This is a genomic window from Nostoc sp., from assembly GCF_036917195.1.
Lineage (GTDB): Bacteria > Cyanobacteriota > Cyanobacteriia > Cyanobacteriales > Nostocaceae > Nostoc.
In genome coordinates, this window is record NZ_JBALDG010000012.1 from 189,372 (window position 1) to 206,579 (window position 17,208).

12 protein-coding genes are annotated in these 17,208 nt (G+C 40.6%); 4 read left to right on the plus strand and 8 right to left on the minus strand.

What is annotated here, in order from left to right:
- Positions 1 to 43: 43 nt before the first annotated feature.
- From pstS to V7K40_RS04095, 4 genes are all read right to left on the minus strand, one after another.
- Entirely contained in the window at positions 44 to 1,087 is a 1,044-nt protein-coding gene (gene pstS / locus V7K40_RS04080; protein ID WP_334956955.1) for a phosphate ABC transporter substrate-binding protein PstS, read from the minus strand.
- Between the two features lie 343 nt (positions 1,088 to 1,430).
- Entirely contained in the window at positions 1,431 to 2,255 is an 825-nt protein-coding gene (locus V7K40_RS04085) for a DUF6745 domain-containing protein (protein ID WP_334956957.1), read from the minus strand.
- Positions 2,256 to 2,325: 70 nt separating this feature from the next.
- Positions 2,326 to 2,895: a Uma2 family endonuclease gene (locus V7K40_RS04090; protein ID WP_334956959.1), complete on the minus strand. Its 570-nt coding sequence runs from the start codon at positions 2,893 to 2,895 to the stop codon at positions 2,326 to 2,328.
- A gap of 118 nt (positions 2,896 to 3,013) precedes the next feature.
- Positions 3,014 to 3,967 carry a stage II sporulation protein M gene (locus tag V7K40_RS04095; protein WP_334956961.1) on the minus strand — a complete coding sequence of 318 codons (954 nt, stop codon included), beginning with the start codon at positions 3,965 to 3,967 and terminating at the stop codon, positions 3,014 to 3,016.
- Between the two features lie 80 nt (positions 3,968 to 4,047).
- Here V7K40_RS04095 and V7K40_RS04100 point away from each other — a divergent pair, with 80 nt between their 5' ends.
- Together V7K40_RS04100 and V7K40_RS04105 are read left to right on the plus strand one after the other, a co-directional pair.
- Positions 4,048 to 4,893, plus strand: a complete 846-nt coding sequence (locus V7K40_RS04100; protein ID WP_334956963.1) for a hypothetical protein — start codon at positions 4,048 to 4,050, stop codon at positions 4,891 to 4,893.
- A gap of 45 nt (positions 4,894 to 4,938) precedes the next feature.
- Complete coding sequence (locus tag V7K40_RS04105; protein ID WP_334956965.1) at positions 4,939 to 5,724, plus strand: RDD family protein; 786 nt, start codon at positions 4,939 to 4,941, stop codon at positions 5,722 to 5,724.
- Between the two features lie 509 nt (positions 5,725 to 6,233).
- On the opposite strand, the gene V7K40_RS04110 is transcribed toward V7K40_RS04105, so the two are convergent.
- Positions 6,234 to 7,022, minus strand: coding sequence for a DUF1868 domain-containing protein (locus V7K40_RS04110; RefSeq protein WP_334956967.1), 789 nt, complete (start codon positions 7,020 to 7,022; stop codon positions 6,234 to 6,236).
- A 200-nt stretch (positions 7,023 to 7,222) separates the two neighbouring features.
- Here V7K40_RS04110 and holA point away from each other — a divergent pair, with 200 nt between their 5' ends.
- Together holA and V7K40_RS04120 are read left to right on the plus strand one after the other, a co-directional pair.
- Positions 7,223 to 8,212, plus strand: a complete 990-nt coding sequence (holA, locus tag V7K40_RS04115) for a DNA polymerase III subunit delta (protein ID WP_334956969.1) — start codon at positions 7,223 to 7,225, stop codon at positions 8,210 to 8,212.
- Positions 8,213 to 8,321: 109 nt separating this feature from the next.
- Positions 8,322 to 8,846: a DUF4168 domain-containing protein gene (locus V7K40_RS04120; protein WP_334956971.1), complete on the plus strand. Its 525-nt coding sequence runs from the start codon at positions 8,322 to 8,324 to the stop codon at positions 8,844 to 8,846.
- 8 nt (positions 8,847 to 8,854) lie between these two features.
- Here V7K40_RS04120 and V7K40_RS04125 read toward each other — a convergent pair whose 3' ends face one another.
- The 3 genes from V7K40_RS04125 to V7K40_RS04135 form a co-directional block, all read right to left on the minus strand.
- The gene (locus tag V7K40_RS04125) at positions 8,855 to 9,469 is read right to left on the minus strand and encodes a helix-turn-helix transcriptional regulator (RefSeq protein WP_334956973.1); all 615 of its coding nucleotides are present in this window, start codon (positions 9,467 to 9,469) and stop codon (positions 8,855 to 8,857) included.
- 855 nt (positions 9,470 to 10,324) lie between these two features.
- Positions 10,325 to 14,323 carry a PAS domain S-box protein gene (locus V7K40_RS04130; RefSeq protein ID WP_334956975.1) on the minus strand — a complete coding sequence of 1,333 codons (3,999 nt, stop codon included), beginning with the start codon at positions 14,321 to 14,323 and terminating at the stop codon, positions 10,325 to 10,327.
- A 186-nt stretch (positions 14,324 to 14,509) separates the two neighbouring features.
- A complete protein-coding gene (locus V7K40_RS04135; protein WP_334956977.1) occupies positions 14,510 to 16,891 on the minus strand; it encodes a TIM-barrel domain-containing protein in 2,382 nt (793 codons plus the stop codon).
- Positions 16,892 to 17,208 lie beyond the last annotated feature (317 nt).

Sequence of the window (17,208 nt, forward strand, 5' to 3'; positions counted from 1 at the left end):
TACAAATCAATGCTCTAGGAGAGGAAAGTACTAAGATTGCAAATTAAGGTTTGACAGAGCTATTCACTGTCTGAAGTACACGATTTGCCACATCAGATGGAATCTTGGTGTAGTTGAGGTCATCGTTATATTGTTGACCGTCTTTCAATACCCAATTAATCCATTTCTTAATAGCATCAGCTTTAGAAGCATTAGCATACTGTTTGTAAACCATAATCCAGGTAAGACCTACGATGGGATAACCTTGTCCTGGATCTCCTACAAAAACGCGGTAGTTGTTTGGGAAAGTGACAGTTGACAAAGCTGCATTTGCAGATTCTAAAGAAGGAGCAACAAATTCTCCTCTCTTATTTTGTACCAGCGCTGATTTCAGATTGTTTTTGACAGCGTAGGCATATTCAACATAACCAATAGAACCAGGAGTACGAGATACTAAGGCAGCTACGCCTGGGTTGCCTTTGCCTTTGAAGACATTTGGCAGATTCCATTTTGGAGCAGTGTTAGTTCCAACTCTGCCTTTAAAATAACCGCTGGTAGCACTTAAGTGGTTAGTAAAAATGAAAGTTGTACCGCTACCATCGGCGCGAACAACGAACTTAATTGATTGATTTGGTAGATTGACACCTGGATTATCAGCTTTAATTTTTGCGTCATTCCATTTGGTAATTTGACCTGAGAAAATTGCTGGTAATGTACTGCGGGACAATTTAAGATCATTAACGCCTGGAAGATTGTAAACCACAGAAACGGCACCGCCTGCTGTGGGTACTAAGATTACACCGTTCTTTACTTTAGCGATTTCATCATCTTTCATTGCAGCATCACTACCACCAAAGTCAACAGTTCCAGCAGTGACTTGACGAATACCACCACCACTACCAATTGCTTGGTAGTTAATTTTCAAGTCTGGATATTTATTCTTAACTTCACGAGCATAGCGTTCGTAAAGCGGAGCCGGAAAAGTTGCTCCTGCACCATTAAGAGTTTCAGCTTGTGCGATCGCACCAAAAAATGGACTAAGTGCAACAGAAGTTGTCACCATTGAAGTAGCAACGACACGATTCAAGATGGTGGTCGAAAAAATCATATTACCTCTAATTAAAGGAATATTTTCCTGCTGTAATTCCAGCCTTAAGTTAGGCTACATTTTTTATAGTTAAAGTTTATTTAACAATTGATGAGTAAATAATTAAGATGCGTTTAAATATTAAATTTAAATATCTTTTTGATTATTGATATTTGATTGATTAGATTAGCTTAGTAAAAATCTGCTGATGAGAGATTTAAGTTTAATTTAAATAATTAAAAATGAGTATATTACACAATTTAAAAAATATAACTTCAGTAGAAAAAGAAGAAAAATATGTGTTTATCGGTGAGTCCCTAGAGTTGAGTAGCAATTCTAAATCATTCGTTGTTAGGCTGTGCATCTACATAGAATCAGGATCTTGCTCCTCACAATATCGCTCTCGATTTTCTTCAGAAGGATGTCTTCCGTGGCAAGCATAAACACTATAGCCATCAGTAAATTGAAGAGCAGGTTCCCCTTCAGCATGGAGCATACTTTCTTTGTCAAAAGACAACTTACAAGGGCGATCGCAGACTATACAAACCTTTTCAAATTGGAATATCAAACCACAATGTTGCATCAAATCTCGAAGTACATTCCATTTTTTTTTGTCGTGTTGAAGGTCAATAACTGAGATACAAAAATCTAACATACAACCCCAAATTGCCCCTTCTGCTGGTATATTCAGGTTGCTTGTAAAGTATGAAATATCAGTAAATTCAAGTTCAAGCTTGTCGAGATCAGCAATTAGTTGACGTTCAAGACATATTCCTGTGTACGGAAAGGATGAAACTTGTGGATGACTCTCAGTTGAGTAGTACGGAAATTTAGGATGTTGAACTTGGTTCCGCAACCTGATAAAGAGATGTTCCTCAAGCTGTTGCCTTATTCCATGTATAAGTTGATCTACTACTCTTTTAAGGAATTTAATGTGGATATTGCGCCCTAGATACGTTTTAAAGTTCTCAATAGCAAGAGTCTTTTCAATTGCCGTCATCGGACTGCTATAGAATAATATCTCAGGCTCAGGATAATCACTCACTGTATAAGCAGCTTTAATTACTGCTGTAACTTTTTCTTGCTCAATTGATTCAGTTGATACTTGTATCGAGCGCCACTTGTCTCTATAGATAGGAAGCATTGCTTCTTGTTCATCAGATAGTTCGGTGATGATGCGTTTTGGCATATCATTTGTGCGTCTTGGCATATTTAAGTGCAAGAATAAGAATAGTAGGTTTGCTTAAACGAAATATTTATTATGCAGTCACTTTTAACCACCCAAAAATTTCACCCACCGTCAACTGTAACCCCTGACAGAACTCTGGTACTGGTAAAACAGACTCAATTTCCTCAAAAGGTAAAGGTTGTTGTCCCGCAGGATAAGCAGCAATGAATCGCTCATCAGGATCAATTAACCAACCCATTTGAGTCCCATGATTGAGAGCGTGTAAGATTTTTTTTGTAACTTTTGTATGGCTTTGTTCGGGAGAGAGAATTTCGATTATCCAGTCGGGTGCTGCGGCAAATGTATTGGCAATATCACCATTTTCGTCTATAGGAAGCCTTGCCCAAGAGAATACAGTAACATCGAGAACTATAGAACGTCCTCCAAAAGTGCAACGTAATTCTGGAAAAGCCCAACCCATTTTTTGTACTTTGACAACAGAATTGATTGTGGGACAGAGTTCTCCTTGAATAGTGCTATGTTTTCCTTGAGGCATAGGTTTTGGAATGATTTTACCATCAATGTACTCGCAATACGGTTTAGTTTCTGGTAGTGCGAGAAACTCTTCTATAGTCAATATTTGATTTGGTGTTTGTACCATGATTATCCTAGCTTCAACTTATGATAATTTTTTTACATAGTGAAGTCTTAACTGAAAAGTATTTACCTTATTCTAAAAGATTTTTTAAATTCACCAATCCGCCACCACCTAAATTATTTCATGTTTGCTTGCGGCTACAATACAGCACCAAAAGTATAAATAATCCTATTCCTGCCAGATATTTAATCGGCTCAGGTACGCTGGGATTAGGAGAAAAAAAGCCTTCGATCGCACCAGCAATAACTAACATTGGTACAATCCCAAATATTAGCTGCACTGCTTGAAAACCATAGAATTTCAGTGCATCACCACGGCGATATTTACCAGGAAATAAAATTGCTCTTGCTAATAAAAATCCCGCACCCCCAGCAAAAAAGATGGCGGGTAATTCCAAAGAACCATGCGGAAACACAAACGCCCAAAAAGGATAAGCCAGATTATTTTGACCCACCAAAGTACCAACAGCACCAATCAATAAGCCATTAAAGACCATCAAGTAGGCTGTATATGCTCCAGCCGTGATGCCACCAGCAGCAGCACCAAAAGATACCGACAGATTATTGATCATGATACCGCTGGATGCCAGAGGTTCAACACCAACAATTGACCCCATCCACAATTTATGCTCATCTCGCACCTTGGCAATCAAACTTTCAGGTACTATCAACGACATAAAGCTAGGATTTTGCCAGGAATACCACCAAGCTACTACTGCCCCCAGTAGAAACAGCGCCGTTGCAGCAGCAATATATGCAAATGTTTTCTGGACTACAGATGGTAATCCCCAATGGTAAAATTCTAAGATTGCCTGCCATTCTTGTCGCCGCGAACCTTGGTAAATCTGCGTATAGGCACGAGTTGTTAAAGATTGTAAACTTTGTATCAAAGTATTGCTGATTTGCTGGGTACGGGCACGAGCTAAATCTGCTGCTACTGAACGATATAAACTCGCTAACTCTCTAATTTCTGTTGCTTGTAGGGACTTTAGCCCTTTTTTTTCTATCTGCTTTAATAGGGCATCCAAACGCAGCCAATTCGGTTCTCGTCGCGCAATCCAACGTTGAATATTCATGAATTTTGGGAACACTGAGTTTAATTTAGCTTAAGATATCCTCAAATTCATCTCCGTACTTTCAAGGGAAAGTTACCATTATGTCTGAAAATTTTGGATCTCCCGGTCAGATACAACCACTGAGTGTAGGAAATGTTGTCAGTGCTGCGGTACGATTGTATCGTTCTCATCTGAAGACTTATCTGAAACTGGCTTTAATTGCTCACTTGTGGATTATAGTTCCGATCTATGGTTGGGCAAAATATGCAGCTATTTCTGGACTAATTTCACGCTTGGCTTTTGGAGAATTGATTTACCAACCTGAAAGTGTCCAAGCTGCCAGCAGCCATGTTAATCTGCGTCTGTGGTCATTTTTAAGAGTTGGTTTTCAGGTAGGAATATCAATACTTTTAATTTATTTTGGACTGGCGATCGCGGCTGGTATCTTGGCTGGCTTGCTGGGAGTAGTATTAGGAAGGATATTCGGTGCTAGTACAGTTGTTATAGTCATAACTACATTGGTAATAACTTTTACAATAATTGTGGTGTTGGGACTAACCTGGTTCTACTCTCGTTGGGTAGTAGCTGAAGTACCACTAGCAGTTGAGGAAAATATTAATGGTAGCGAAAGTGTTGCTAGAAGTTGGGAGTTAACTAAAGCCTCGGTACTTCGCATTCAGGGCGTTGTTTTAGTTGCTTTTTTCGTTACATTACCGTTAATGTTTGTATTAAACTATATACCTAGCTTATTCCTGATAAAACTTGAGCAAGGTACTATTATCTACTGGATTGTGTATGTTATTTCTTTGATCGGCAGCTTAATAGGTGGAGTTTTTGTAATGCCATTCTGGCAAGCGCTAAAAGCTGTTTTATATTTGGACTTGCGGACTCGGCGTGAGGGTCTAGGTTTGCAGTTACGAGAACCTCCCTTACAAGATTTTCGTTAACTCAACAGCTTAATTCAACTCTATTAATTTTCAATTAGTTAAAATATGCGCTTTTTTAATCGCATCACATTCCAGACTCCAGAAAGTGTAGAGTTGGAATTCACTTTAGCGGGAATCGGCAATCGAGCTTTGGCACTGCTGATTGACTATACAATCTTGATTGTAACCTTGCTTCTGTTTGTCCTTATTTGGAGTGTCTTATCGACGCAACTATTAAATTTTGTTGAAGACTTTTTTACTAATAGCATAAATTTAGGAGTTTGGTTCTTAGCAATTTTCTTCATTATCGCCTTTGCAATTTACATCAGCTATTTTATATTTTTTGAAACCTTATGGTTTGGGCAAACCCCTGGTAAACGGTTTGCTAAAATTCGCGTGGTTCGAGATGACGGTAGACTCATCGGGCTACAACAAGCAACCCTACGTGCCTTACTCCGACCTTTTGATGAGACTTTGTTTATTGGCGCTTTTTTAATTATGTTGGGCCGTCGAGAAAAGCGTTTGGGTGATTTGGCAGCTGGCACAATTGTGATTCAAGCCCAAACACCGACTGCGTCTGCAACATTGACAATTTCAGAACAGGCAAAGGTACTCAATCAGCAATTACTAGAAATTACCGATTTATCGCAATTGTTGCCCGATGATTTTGCTGTTATTCGTGAGTATTTACAGCGACGTGGTGCAATGTCATTAAAAGCAAGAGCTTCACTATCTCTAAAGTTAGCCGAGCAAGTTCAAAGTATTATTAATTTAGAAAAGCTACCAGAAGCTGTTACACCTGATGTATTTTTAGAAGCTATTTACCTCGTTTATAAACAACCAGAATTTTGATGTAAAAAAACTAGTAACGTAAGTTGCTAGTTATTGCCTCGGATGGTATTATCATATGACAAAAACATGGATGACTAGTATTGTTAAATACTAAAGCTTATAATTGTGTACTTAAAAATAGGCATTTTTTGATAACTAGCAACTTCAGTTAGTACAGCATGGCATAAATCCAGCTACCATCTTAGATCATGTTATAAAAGGATCTTTTGCTCTTTTAGTTAGTAGAGTAAAGTATCTCATTACATCGCTAAAACCTTGATTTATCATCGAAGTTAACCCAATTTAATTAATTTTATATTGCATAACATAGTTTGATTTATTCTTGCCTACTTACTTAATGTTAAACAATAATTCAGAAATTAGAATTCAGGAGTCCGAATAGTTAAAGAATCAGAAGAATATTTGATGAATGAATATACCGATCATACTAAACCCCTGATAAATCCTGACTCCTGAATGCTGAATTATTACATTCTTACGTTTATTGTGAAGATGATCCGCGAATCAGGTCAAAAATTTAAAATTGGCCAGTCTGGTTCACGATAATAGCGTGTCATATTGTCAAACTTCCGCAATTCGACGCGATGAATCAAAAATTCTGGCAAATTCAACAGCCATTCTTCATTCAATTGAGAAAGCATTGTGCTGAAACTTGTGCGGTCTAAGTCAGATGAAACCTCCCCAAAATAAGCTAATGTAATATGGGCTGTGAAGTGATAATGCTGCTCAATACCCAAAGCAATTAACTTGGGATTTTGATAAATTGTTCGGCGAAATTTAATAATTTCCTCATAGCAGCGTTCATCTTGAGGTACTAAACAAACAGCTACAGCTCTTGGCATCAGTATCAGTCCCAGCATTTGCCATTGAATTGGATGACTCCTGTTTGTCATCAATTGTTGATATTGCTGAAATATTTCGGTTAAACAAGAGTGTAACTCCTCATCAAAATTGGGATTTTTTTCGCAGGCGTCAAGGTAAGCATTGTCCCAAATTAAATCCGCTAAAGTCAGATGGAAGCTAGCAGGAGGTACAGGTACAATCAAATTATGGTTTACAGGCAACTCTAAAAGTTCCTGTTGGTAAGTCTGTAATTTGGCATAGAAAGCAGAGTTTTGTGATTCTTCTTCTGCCGGCGGGGTAGTTAGCGTATAGCCAGGAAAGGACGCTGCTTGTCTCAACCCAGAATGTGGCTGGAATTTAGAAGATTCCTGAATATGCTGGACTTGGGATCTGTAAGCTTCTGGCAACGTCAGTCGTGCTAACCGATTTAAGTAAGTTTGATAGTTGTCGTCCAATCTTCATAGCCTCACGCTCTCACTTGATAGATTTTAGGGAAAATTACCTTGATTGACAGAATGATTTCAAAAGTATTTAGTTTTTGGGTGTGATGGTTGAGGGAGTGGGGAGTGGGGAGTGCTGAGTAAAGAAGTAGGGAATCTCACTTTTTTACTCAGAACTCGGAACTGTTTTGCCCAATGACCAATGAGGTTTATCTATGCCAATCTATGTTTACTGGGGTGAAGATGATTTTGCCATAGAAAAGGCGATCGCTCTGCTGCGCGATCGCGTCCTCGATCCCCAATGGATCAGTTTTAATTACACTTCATTTCCCCCAGATCAAGCTGATGCTGCTATCCAGGGGTTAAATCAGGTGATGACACCCACTTTTGGCGCTGGTGGGCGCTTAGTATGGCTGATAAATACTACTCTGTGCCAACACTGTCCAGACAATGTGTTAGCAGAATTGGTGCGATCGCTACCAGTCATTCCCGAAAACTCATTTTTATTGCTGACTAGCCGCAACAAGCCAGATGAACGTCTCAAATCCACGAAATTGTTAAAACAATTTGCTACCGAATTCCGAGAATTTCCCCTCATTCCCCCTTGGAAAACAGAATTGCTGGTGCAATCTGTTAATCAAGCAGCCCAAACTGTAGGCGTGAAACTGACTGCCAATACTGCCCAGCTGTTGGCAGAATCTGTAGGAAATGATACACGGCTACTGTACAATGAAATAGAGAAATTGCGGTTATATGCCCAAGGTAGCAACAAGCCTTTAGATGTAGATACCGTGATAAAATTAGTAACAAATACTACTCAAAATAGCTTACAATTAGCAGCAGCAATCAGAACAGGAGATACAGCTAAAGCTTTGACAACCTTGGCGGATCTGATCAATGCTGCCGAACCGGGATTACGGATAGTTGCCACACTAATTGGACAATTTCGCACCTGGGTATGGGTCAAGATTATGATGGAAAGTGGTGAGCGCAATCAACAAGCGATAGCTATTGCTGCTGATATCGGTAATCCCAAACGGATCTACTTCTTACAGCAAGAAATTAGGCTGCTTTCTATGCAACAGTTAATCTCTTGTTTACCCCTACTACTGGAGTTAGAAGTCAGCCTCAAGCAAGGAGCATCAGAAATGTCAACACTCCAGACTAAAGTCATCGAACTTTGTCAAGTATGCCGAGGAAGTTAACAATCAAATATAAAAGCTTGATGTATTCAGCGGTTGCTGGAACTTCCAACTCCGAAAATAATTCCAAGTCCTTATAATATTCCTGATGTAGTTTTGTGTTACACATTATATGAAGAAAACTTCCGACTTCTTTTTCCCACCTAGCCGAAAGCGAATTCTTTTCCAATCATTCTTTTTCGGTGCGATCGCTACTGTGAGTGTGATTTCCAATGCGTTTTCATTGAGTTCAAAAGTTGATGGTCAAACTCCAACACCAATAGTTAACAATACTGAAATCAATAGTTACGCTCAAGCCGTGCTAGCAATGGAGCCAGCCCGTCAAAATGCCTTTGAAGAAATTAAAAAACTTATTGGCAATGGAGAAATTCCCAAGATTGTTTGTAACGATCCTAACAGTATAAAGGATCTTCCAACAAAGGCTCAAGATATCGCAAAAAATTTTTGTACCCTCTCTGAAAAAATTGTTAAAGATAATGGTTTGAGCAATGATCAGTTCAACAAAATTACTTTGGAACTACAAAATAACAATATCTTATTAAAACAGCAGGTTTCCAATACCTTATTATGCCTACAAAAAGCTCCGAATACAATTAGGGACACAGCATTGTGCCCCAACTTGCATAACCAATTATAATTGCGATATTACTCTTCAAGTACAAGAGATGCTTGTCGCTTGGTGTGAATATTTTTCATATGCTTTTTCACGGTGTTGATGGTGATGTAAAGTTTATTAGCAATTTCTTTGTAGCTGTAATTGCTTCTATAGAGAAACCAAATTTCAGCTTCTCGCGGCGTCAGGTCAAATTTTTTAACTTCAGTGAGTGCTACATTTTTCACAGACTCATATTGGTTTTCTATGGTCACTAATAAGCAAGGTACTTCAAACCCATCTAAATCTAGCAATCTCACCCTAATACGAAAAATATTTGACTTATCAAGCACAATCTCATCTGACAGAATTAGCAGTTTATCAGAAAACAAATACCTACTATTGACTAACGATTTACAAAGATTCCAGATGGCTGAAGGTACAAAACTTTGATTAAAATTGCCTTGATTAAATTGACAGCAAAGGCGATGAGCAGATGCATTAGCATGAATCACTTTACCAGCCTTGCTTAAAATTAATATACCGTCTTCTAAGCCTTCAATTACTTCTTGTAAAAAATTAGCTCGCTTCGACTCATGTAAGTTAATACTATCTAGCTGTTGTGTTTCAGCTACTATTTGTACTAATGTCTTTGTTAGAGCAATCATAGGAGATATTGTAATGTATCAAATACTGCTTATTAGTTAGATTTATGATAGTTGGAAGATGCACATCTTTTTTTACATGATTATCTGAATAAATTACGTGAATATTACAGACAAATCATGCTACTAGCAGACATACAAGTGTTATTTTTAACATGATCCTCTGATAATACTCAAACAACAATTTATGTAGCCTGTTTGGATTAACTCAGGTTACATAATTTAAATACAACTCTAAAATTGCCTATTTCGGAAGTTGCTTCCAATAAGTTTTGGATAAGTTCTCCCCGCCTGTATTCACCCCCTTATAGCGTTTCTTAACGCTTTTTTATGTCTCTGAAGAGAGAAAAATAAGATGCTGACCTTGAATCTTTTTTCAAGCCTCCCTTGATAAGCATTGCCAAAAAATCTTTGTTAGGAACCAAGCCCAAAGAAACAAGGTTTTAAATATTCTTTAATGAGAGTAATAAAAGAGCGAGGTTAAGCTGTACCTCACCCTGATAAAGAATAAGTATCTTTTCTCTCCAGACTCACCCATAAGGGTTGGGGGTAAGGTTTTGTGTACTTCATCTGGGAACTGCTAAAAAAATGGAGTATAAAACAGCAAGCCTTTTTAAGGGGAATCATTGCGTTGCCTACTGAATCGGTGTTCTAGTAAATAGCGATCGCTCCAATACAAAATAATTATTCATATTGAGATAAAAATATACATATAAATATTTTTATAATGCAGGTATTCACCAACTACACTAAATTGCAAAGGAAAAAACTGCTTTTTAGTAATTGGTAATTGGGGAAAATTTGAAATTTTGGATAAATTTTGATATTAGGAAGAAGGGAATAGGGTATGAGGAGAGGCTACGAGGCTGCAAGGGGGCGACTTTTCAAAAGTGGTAGCTTGACTGTAAACGTTGCTCCTTGCTCTTTACCTGGACTATCTACGTGGATAGTACCGCCATGTAATTCTACTAAATGACGCACGATCGCTAATCCTAGTCCTAATCCACCATATGTTCTAGTGTTAGAACTATCAGCTTGACGAAAGCGATCAAAGACGTAAGGAAGAAAGTCAGCACTGATACCAATGCCTGTGTCAATTACCTGAATTTGGGCATATTTATCCGTTGTCTGTTGTTTTTCACCAGTGACTACTGACAATTGCACCTCTACCCGTCCTCCTACGGGTGTGAATTTGATGGCATTGGATAGCAGATTCCAGATGATTTGCTGCAAACGCTCGAAATCCCCAGAAATTAAGAATTGAGAATTTTCGCCAAGCTTGCTGTCCTCTGAGTGTTGATTGGTTTGGGATTGTGCTTCTAGAGATTCTAGATTTTCGCGATTGATTCCTAATCCCAAATCTGAATTTTGCGCGAAAGTGACCACGGGGAGTATCCCGGGTAGCGCATTTCGCGTTTCTTTTGAGGGAATTAGGGAAAATCTCAAATCGATTTCCTTGGACTGGGCGGCTAGACTAACAATCTCAATGGCTGACTCAATTATCCCAATCAAATTGCAACTACCAACATTGAGGCGTAACTTACCTCTAATCATCCGCGATATATCTAGCAGGTCTTCAATTAGCTGGGTTTGCGCCTTAGCATTGCGCTCAATTGTCTCCGTAGCCCTGGCCATTTGGGTTTCACTGAGCTTGCTTCGTTGCAGTAATTGCGCCCAGGCAAGGATGGCATTGAGGGGCGATCGCAACTCGTGGGACAATATCCCTAAGAATTCATCCTTCATGCGGTTAGCATCTTGCAACTGCTCAGTTTGTTGTTGCAAAGAAGCAATTAAACTAGCCCGTTCCATTGCGATCGCTATTTGGTCGCATACTGCTTGCATCATCCCCTTTTGATTGTCGGTGAAGCTTAACCGAGTGCGACTACCAAAAGAAAGAGTACCCAACAGCCGTCCTTGAGCAATCAATGGGTATGCATAATAAGCAGTAATGCCTAAAGAGCGAATCAATTCTGTTTTCTCTTCAATTGATTGTTGCACATTCTCTACAGCTATAGGATGGCGTGAGAGCGCTACACTACCACAAACCCCTTGACCAAATGCCAACTTCTCAATTTCCTTTGCCATCTCCTGGGAAATGCCACTGTAAGACCCCAACTGCAATATCTGAGCGTTATCCTCAACCAAATAGTTAAAGTAAATATCTAAACCAATTTGGTCTTTTAGTTTTCGGTAGACGCTATCAATTAGTACTACTGGTTGTTGGCTTGATAGTAAATCGTTGGCTGTGTCAAATAGTAGCTTTAGCCTTTTGTAACCTAACGAGAGTGCTTTTTGTGCCTTCTTAAGGTTGCTAATCTCTTGGAACACTAAGATACAGGTAGCTGGATGACCGTGCATTGCTGGTAGGGTATCAGCAAATACTAGTAGAGAGCGGACACCACCGGGAGTGTGCCAGTCTACTTCCAATCCATTCAGGCGTTCGCCAAGGGCAACCCGCACTCCTGGCATTTGCTCATTGGGGATGCGATCGCCAGCTGCATCTGTGTAGTGGTAAACTGTGTGATAATCTGCGGCTGGTACACCTTTGGGAAATTCGCCTCCGGCTAATTCGTCAGCAGAGCGATTGGCAAAAGTTACCCGCGCCGTTCCTGGTTCGATAAACAGCAACGGTCTTGGCATCATATTTAACACATCCTCTAGCCATTTTTGCTGATTTATGAGTACTTCCTCTGCCTGTTTGCGCTCCGTAATATCTAAAAATGCACCAACGCTTCCTCTGGTTTTACCCTCTTCGTCAAACAAGGGTGCAACATACTCCAACAGGTTGACGATTTTTCCATTTTCATGGACGACATCGAGTTCACAATCCAGAACTTCGACACCATGAGTGGCAGAGTATTGCATTGGCAGTTCTTCTGCTGAGAGTTCCCTTCCTTCGCGGTAGACTTTAAAGCTTGTCGGTTTTTCGTCACTGGGAGCGTTGAGGGAGGCATTTGTATCTGAGGATATTCCCAACTGTTTGGCAAAAGCAGGGTTGACCTTGATATTTTGGCATTCTGAATCTTCAGCAATGCCAATTCCAATGGGAATGACGTCCAACAAAGTTTGTAACTCAGTAATGCGGCGCTGTAAATCCTTGTTTAGTTGTAAGATTTGTTCCTTAGCCTGTTTTTGTTCGCTGATGTTGCGAGTCACAGTTGCTAAGGCAATTGGCTGACCTGTCTTATTGTCTGTAACAGTGAAGATGTTGTAATCAACTGGTATCGGTTGACCTGTTTGGAGGTGACAAAAGCAGAATTCTCCTTGCCAGCGCCCTTGTAATAGCACAGTCGGCAATATATATTCTTGAAAATAGGCTTTGTCTTTGGGCATGACGTAATCTAATACTGCTTTTTGCCTCACTTCATCAAGGCTTGCAAGCCCTACCAACTTTTGACCTGCATCATTTATGTAGAGTAATTGACCCTCAAGGGTGGCGATGCCGATAAAGTCAGAGCTATTTTCTACTAGCGATACTAATTTTTGTTGCTCTGCTTCTGCTTGCTTGCGTTCACTCAAGTCGAGGATAAATGCTACTGACTCTTCCCGGTTTTCTCCTAGCAGCACGTAACCAACTAAAACTGGAATGCGGCTACCATCCTTACGAATGTATTCTTTCTCGTAAGGCGTACAAGCAGCGTTAGCGCTTCCTTGTGCTTCGGCAACACTTCGCTCATCCAAATATAGATACTCTGGTGGTGTGATATTGCTCCAACTTAGCCTGCCTGCTAATAAATCCTCCGGCGTGTAACCAATCATCCTCAAGAATTCGTCGTTTGCCTGCTGGATACCGCCATACACGTCGCCAAACATAATGCCGATGACATTAGCATCTACAAAACTCCCCAGTTTAGCTTCGTAGGTTCTCAGTGCTTCTTGGGCAAGATCGCGTTGATGACTGAGGCGTTCAATAACCGCCGCACTTTGCCAAATCAAAATAGTAAAAATTACAATCAGGACGATCGTAAACACCGATACTGCAAAAACTGGATCGTATTGTCCTGCCTGTTGACCTTCAACAATTATCCACCCTAATCCAAAAGGGACTGCGATCGCGGCAATTAATAAACGACGTGCAAGCAAGCCGCCGTAGGTATCACTTGTAACTACCCTCATTAACCCCTGTTGTGGCCGCGCCCAGAGAATGCCTATACCTAGTAAGCTGAACAACACCGCTGTGTGTAAGGCCATTGATGTTGTATAAGGGGCAAGTCCATAGAGAACTTTCACTTTATAGGCATAGCCCATGAGCGCTTGAAAGGAAATTAAAGTAGTTATCAGAGCGATAATCTGGGCATACCAATAACTACGGTCGGTTTTTGGATCAACCACAATCTGTAGGGCGACGCCCACCAGCATAAAGTTCAGTGCTGTGTTCACCCCCATTCGCCCCGGACGTAATGTCGCTATACTAGTTAGCGAATCACGCGATAGCAATTCGTCAATACCAAGATTCCAGCCAAACAGATATTCACAGACTGTAAGCACAGCAATTGTGGTAGCCGCTATTGCACAGACCCTAGAAATTAGAAGCGTGGGGAAGTGGGGAAATAATTTTGAGTCGCACCTTTGGTGCGCTTCCAGCGCAACTTGAATTTTGAATTTTGAATTGTTTCCCCCTCCTCTTAAAAACAGCCACAGCGACACACCACACAGTATAAAACACAGCGCTGTATTGACTTTCATTGTCGCCGGACTACCAGGAAAGCCGCGTTTGAGAACTTCAATGCCAAGCCACCAGCCAACTAGTACCAAGCTGCCAACAAAAACAGCGAGCAAACTTGCGACTTTTCCTATAAGTAAATTTGCAGGGATTTTAAATATATCTTGCAGCCGCAAGCGGTTAACATTTAACATTAGGTGTTTTCTAACCGCATCTATCTAGCGTAGTAAACTTACGTATTTCTTACGGTTGAACTATCTATACCCTTTGTATTGTATGTTACCCTTTGACTTGCTGTTCATCTACCCTTATGCATATTTTTTCTTGGACAATTGAAAATCAGAAATAAAGGTGGTTCAAAAAACCACCTTTGTGGTCTATCAGAATTGCAGGCTATGTTGCTTACCATCATCTTGGAAACGTTGCTCTCCAAGACCAACAAGTTCTACAATCACTTCACGCGGTGCAGGTGTCCATTCCCCAACTCTCGCTCCAATTTCCACAACTGTTTGGTTTGCCTCTGTAAATACGCTTATATTTATTAGCGAAAATTTTTTATCTTGATACTTGTTTGTCTGTCCATCATCTTCAAATAGCTGGTATTCGTTATTACCAGGCCAAATCCGTAATCGGATCTCGTCGAGTGGGGCTTGATCAACGTATTGCCTGACAGGTTGCATAGGAACGATCGCACCACCACGGACATACAGTGGCATTCTTTCTAGTGGTGCATGAGCAAGAATGTGAATCGGGCCTTCATAACGCTCATCACTCCACCAATCATACCAAGTGCCTGCGGGTAAATAGACAGCTCGATGCTCAACTCCAGGGCGGTAAATTGGTGCAGCCATCAGCGACGCACCTAGCAATACTTGATCATAGAGGCTATAGGTTTTCGGATCGTTGGGGAAATGGTACAATAAGGGTCTTAAAATCGGTGCCCCCGTTGTTGCTGCTTCCCAGAAAAGACTATAAATGTAGGGAAGTAGTTGGTAGCGTAAATTAATATATTCTCGACAGATATTTTCAACGCGATCGCCAAATACCCAAGGTTCATGACGAGCAGTAGACATTGCCGAGTGACCGCGCATCATTGGGTACAGCATTCCTACCTGCATCCACCGAGCGAATAATTCAGCTGTGGCATTACCAGCAAACCCGCCAATATCGCAACCCACAAACCCCACACCCGAAAGTCCCATGTTGCAAAGCATTGGTAGAGACATTTCTAAATGCTCCCACAACGATTGGTTATCTCCCATCCACACAGAAGACCAGCGTTGCACACCAGCATAACCCGATCGCGTTAACACAAACGATCGCTCTGAGCCTCGATGCCGTTGTAAGCCTTCATAACAAGCTTTAGCCATCATCAACCCATACAAGTTATGCACTTCTGTATGAGTCACATCAATTTTAGATTTTGGATTTTGGATTTTGGATTGAGAGTTCTCCTCCTCTTCCCCTGCTCCCTGCGGTGCATCTAAGGGAAACCAAATTTTTTCACCTTCATCACCAAAGGGGCGATTGTTTATGGCAGGTTCATTCATATCATTCCAAATTCCTGCCACACCAACATCAGTTAAGCTTTTGTGTAAATCAGCCCACCAGTTACACACATCAGGACGTAAAAAGTCAGGAAAAACAGCTTTCTCAGGCCAAACATAGCCGTGGAACAACGTACCATCAGCTTTCCGCACAAAATAGTCCTTTTCTAATCCTTGATCAAAAACATCATAATTGCCTTCTGGTTCATATTTCACACCAGGATCAATGATTGTGACTGTTTTGAAACCATTTTGTGCTAAATCACTAATAAGTTTTGTGGCGTTGGGGAAACGCTGAGGACTCCAGGTAAACACCCGATAGCCCCGCATATAGTCAATATCGAGGTGAATGACATCGCAGGGAATGCGGCGTTGGCGAAATTCCTTTGCTAGTTCCCGCACAACGGTTTCTGATTCGTAACTCCAGCGACATTGATGATAACCTAACGCCCATTTTGGCGGTAATGGCATTCTCCCAGTTAGCTGAGTGTAAGTCTCCAGGATTTGGGCTGGTTCAGGGCCGTAGATAATGTAATAATCCAATTCACCGCCACGAGTTTCCATCTTCCAAATACCTGGTTGTTCAGCACCAATATCGAACTGACTCCAAAAAGTGGTATTGAAAAAGATGCCATAGCTTACCTCAGGGCGCAAAGCCATAAAAAATGGAATTGCCTGGTACATTTCATCAGTCAGTGCATCATAATCTAAAGAATCCGTTGTCCAGTTGGTTTTTACTTCGCTGAGTTTATCCAGAAAGCCTGTGCGTTCACCAAAGCCATAGAAATGTTCATCGGCTGCAATTTCTTTCCACCCTGCAACTGCGCCCATCCGCCAACCTATACCCATCTCTGCATCTTGGGCAAAGGGACGATTAGCTTTATCAAAACAGCCGATGCGACACTTTTCTCGCTGCACGCACACACGAATCTGTGCTGTTTCAATTTCTACCGTCGCTTCAGTTTCCCGAACTGCAAAAGGTGTTGTCGCCCATTCTGCATCATCCAGCGTCACTGCCCAAGAGCGGCGAGGCATAAATTCCCCAGTTTGTGCAAAACGCACACGGATTAAATTGGGAGCAAGTACGCTGATGGTAAGGCCTGAGTCACCACAGTCAAAATTAATAATATTATTGTCCCAGGTTACAGCTTTTACATTGCTAACAGTTGTCCAAGGTTGGTTAGTAGTGGGTAGTTTTCCGAAATATTGCGGCATATCAGTTATTAAGCAGGTTAATACTTGTCCGCATTCATGATTACAGAGATACTTAGCCTGAAACTCTTTCTTTCGCTAGAAGTTGGGTGAAAGATTAGGAGATATTTTTTACCAAGAATGGTTTTTGTAATGCACAAGTTATTATTACCACACTAAATACAAATACGCTTTGGTTAAGAAAATTTATCCGTTGAGGCAGGCAGAGCAGGGGATGCAGGGAAAGCAGGGCAGGGCAAACGCATCTAAATTACTTTTGCTTACAACCAAAGTTAAGAACCAACAAGGATAGGCTACAAATTTATGATTAACTGTACTAA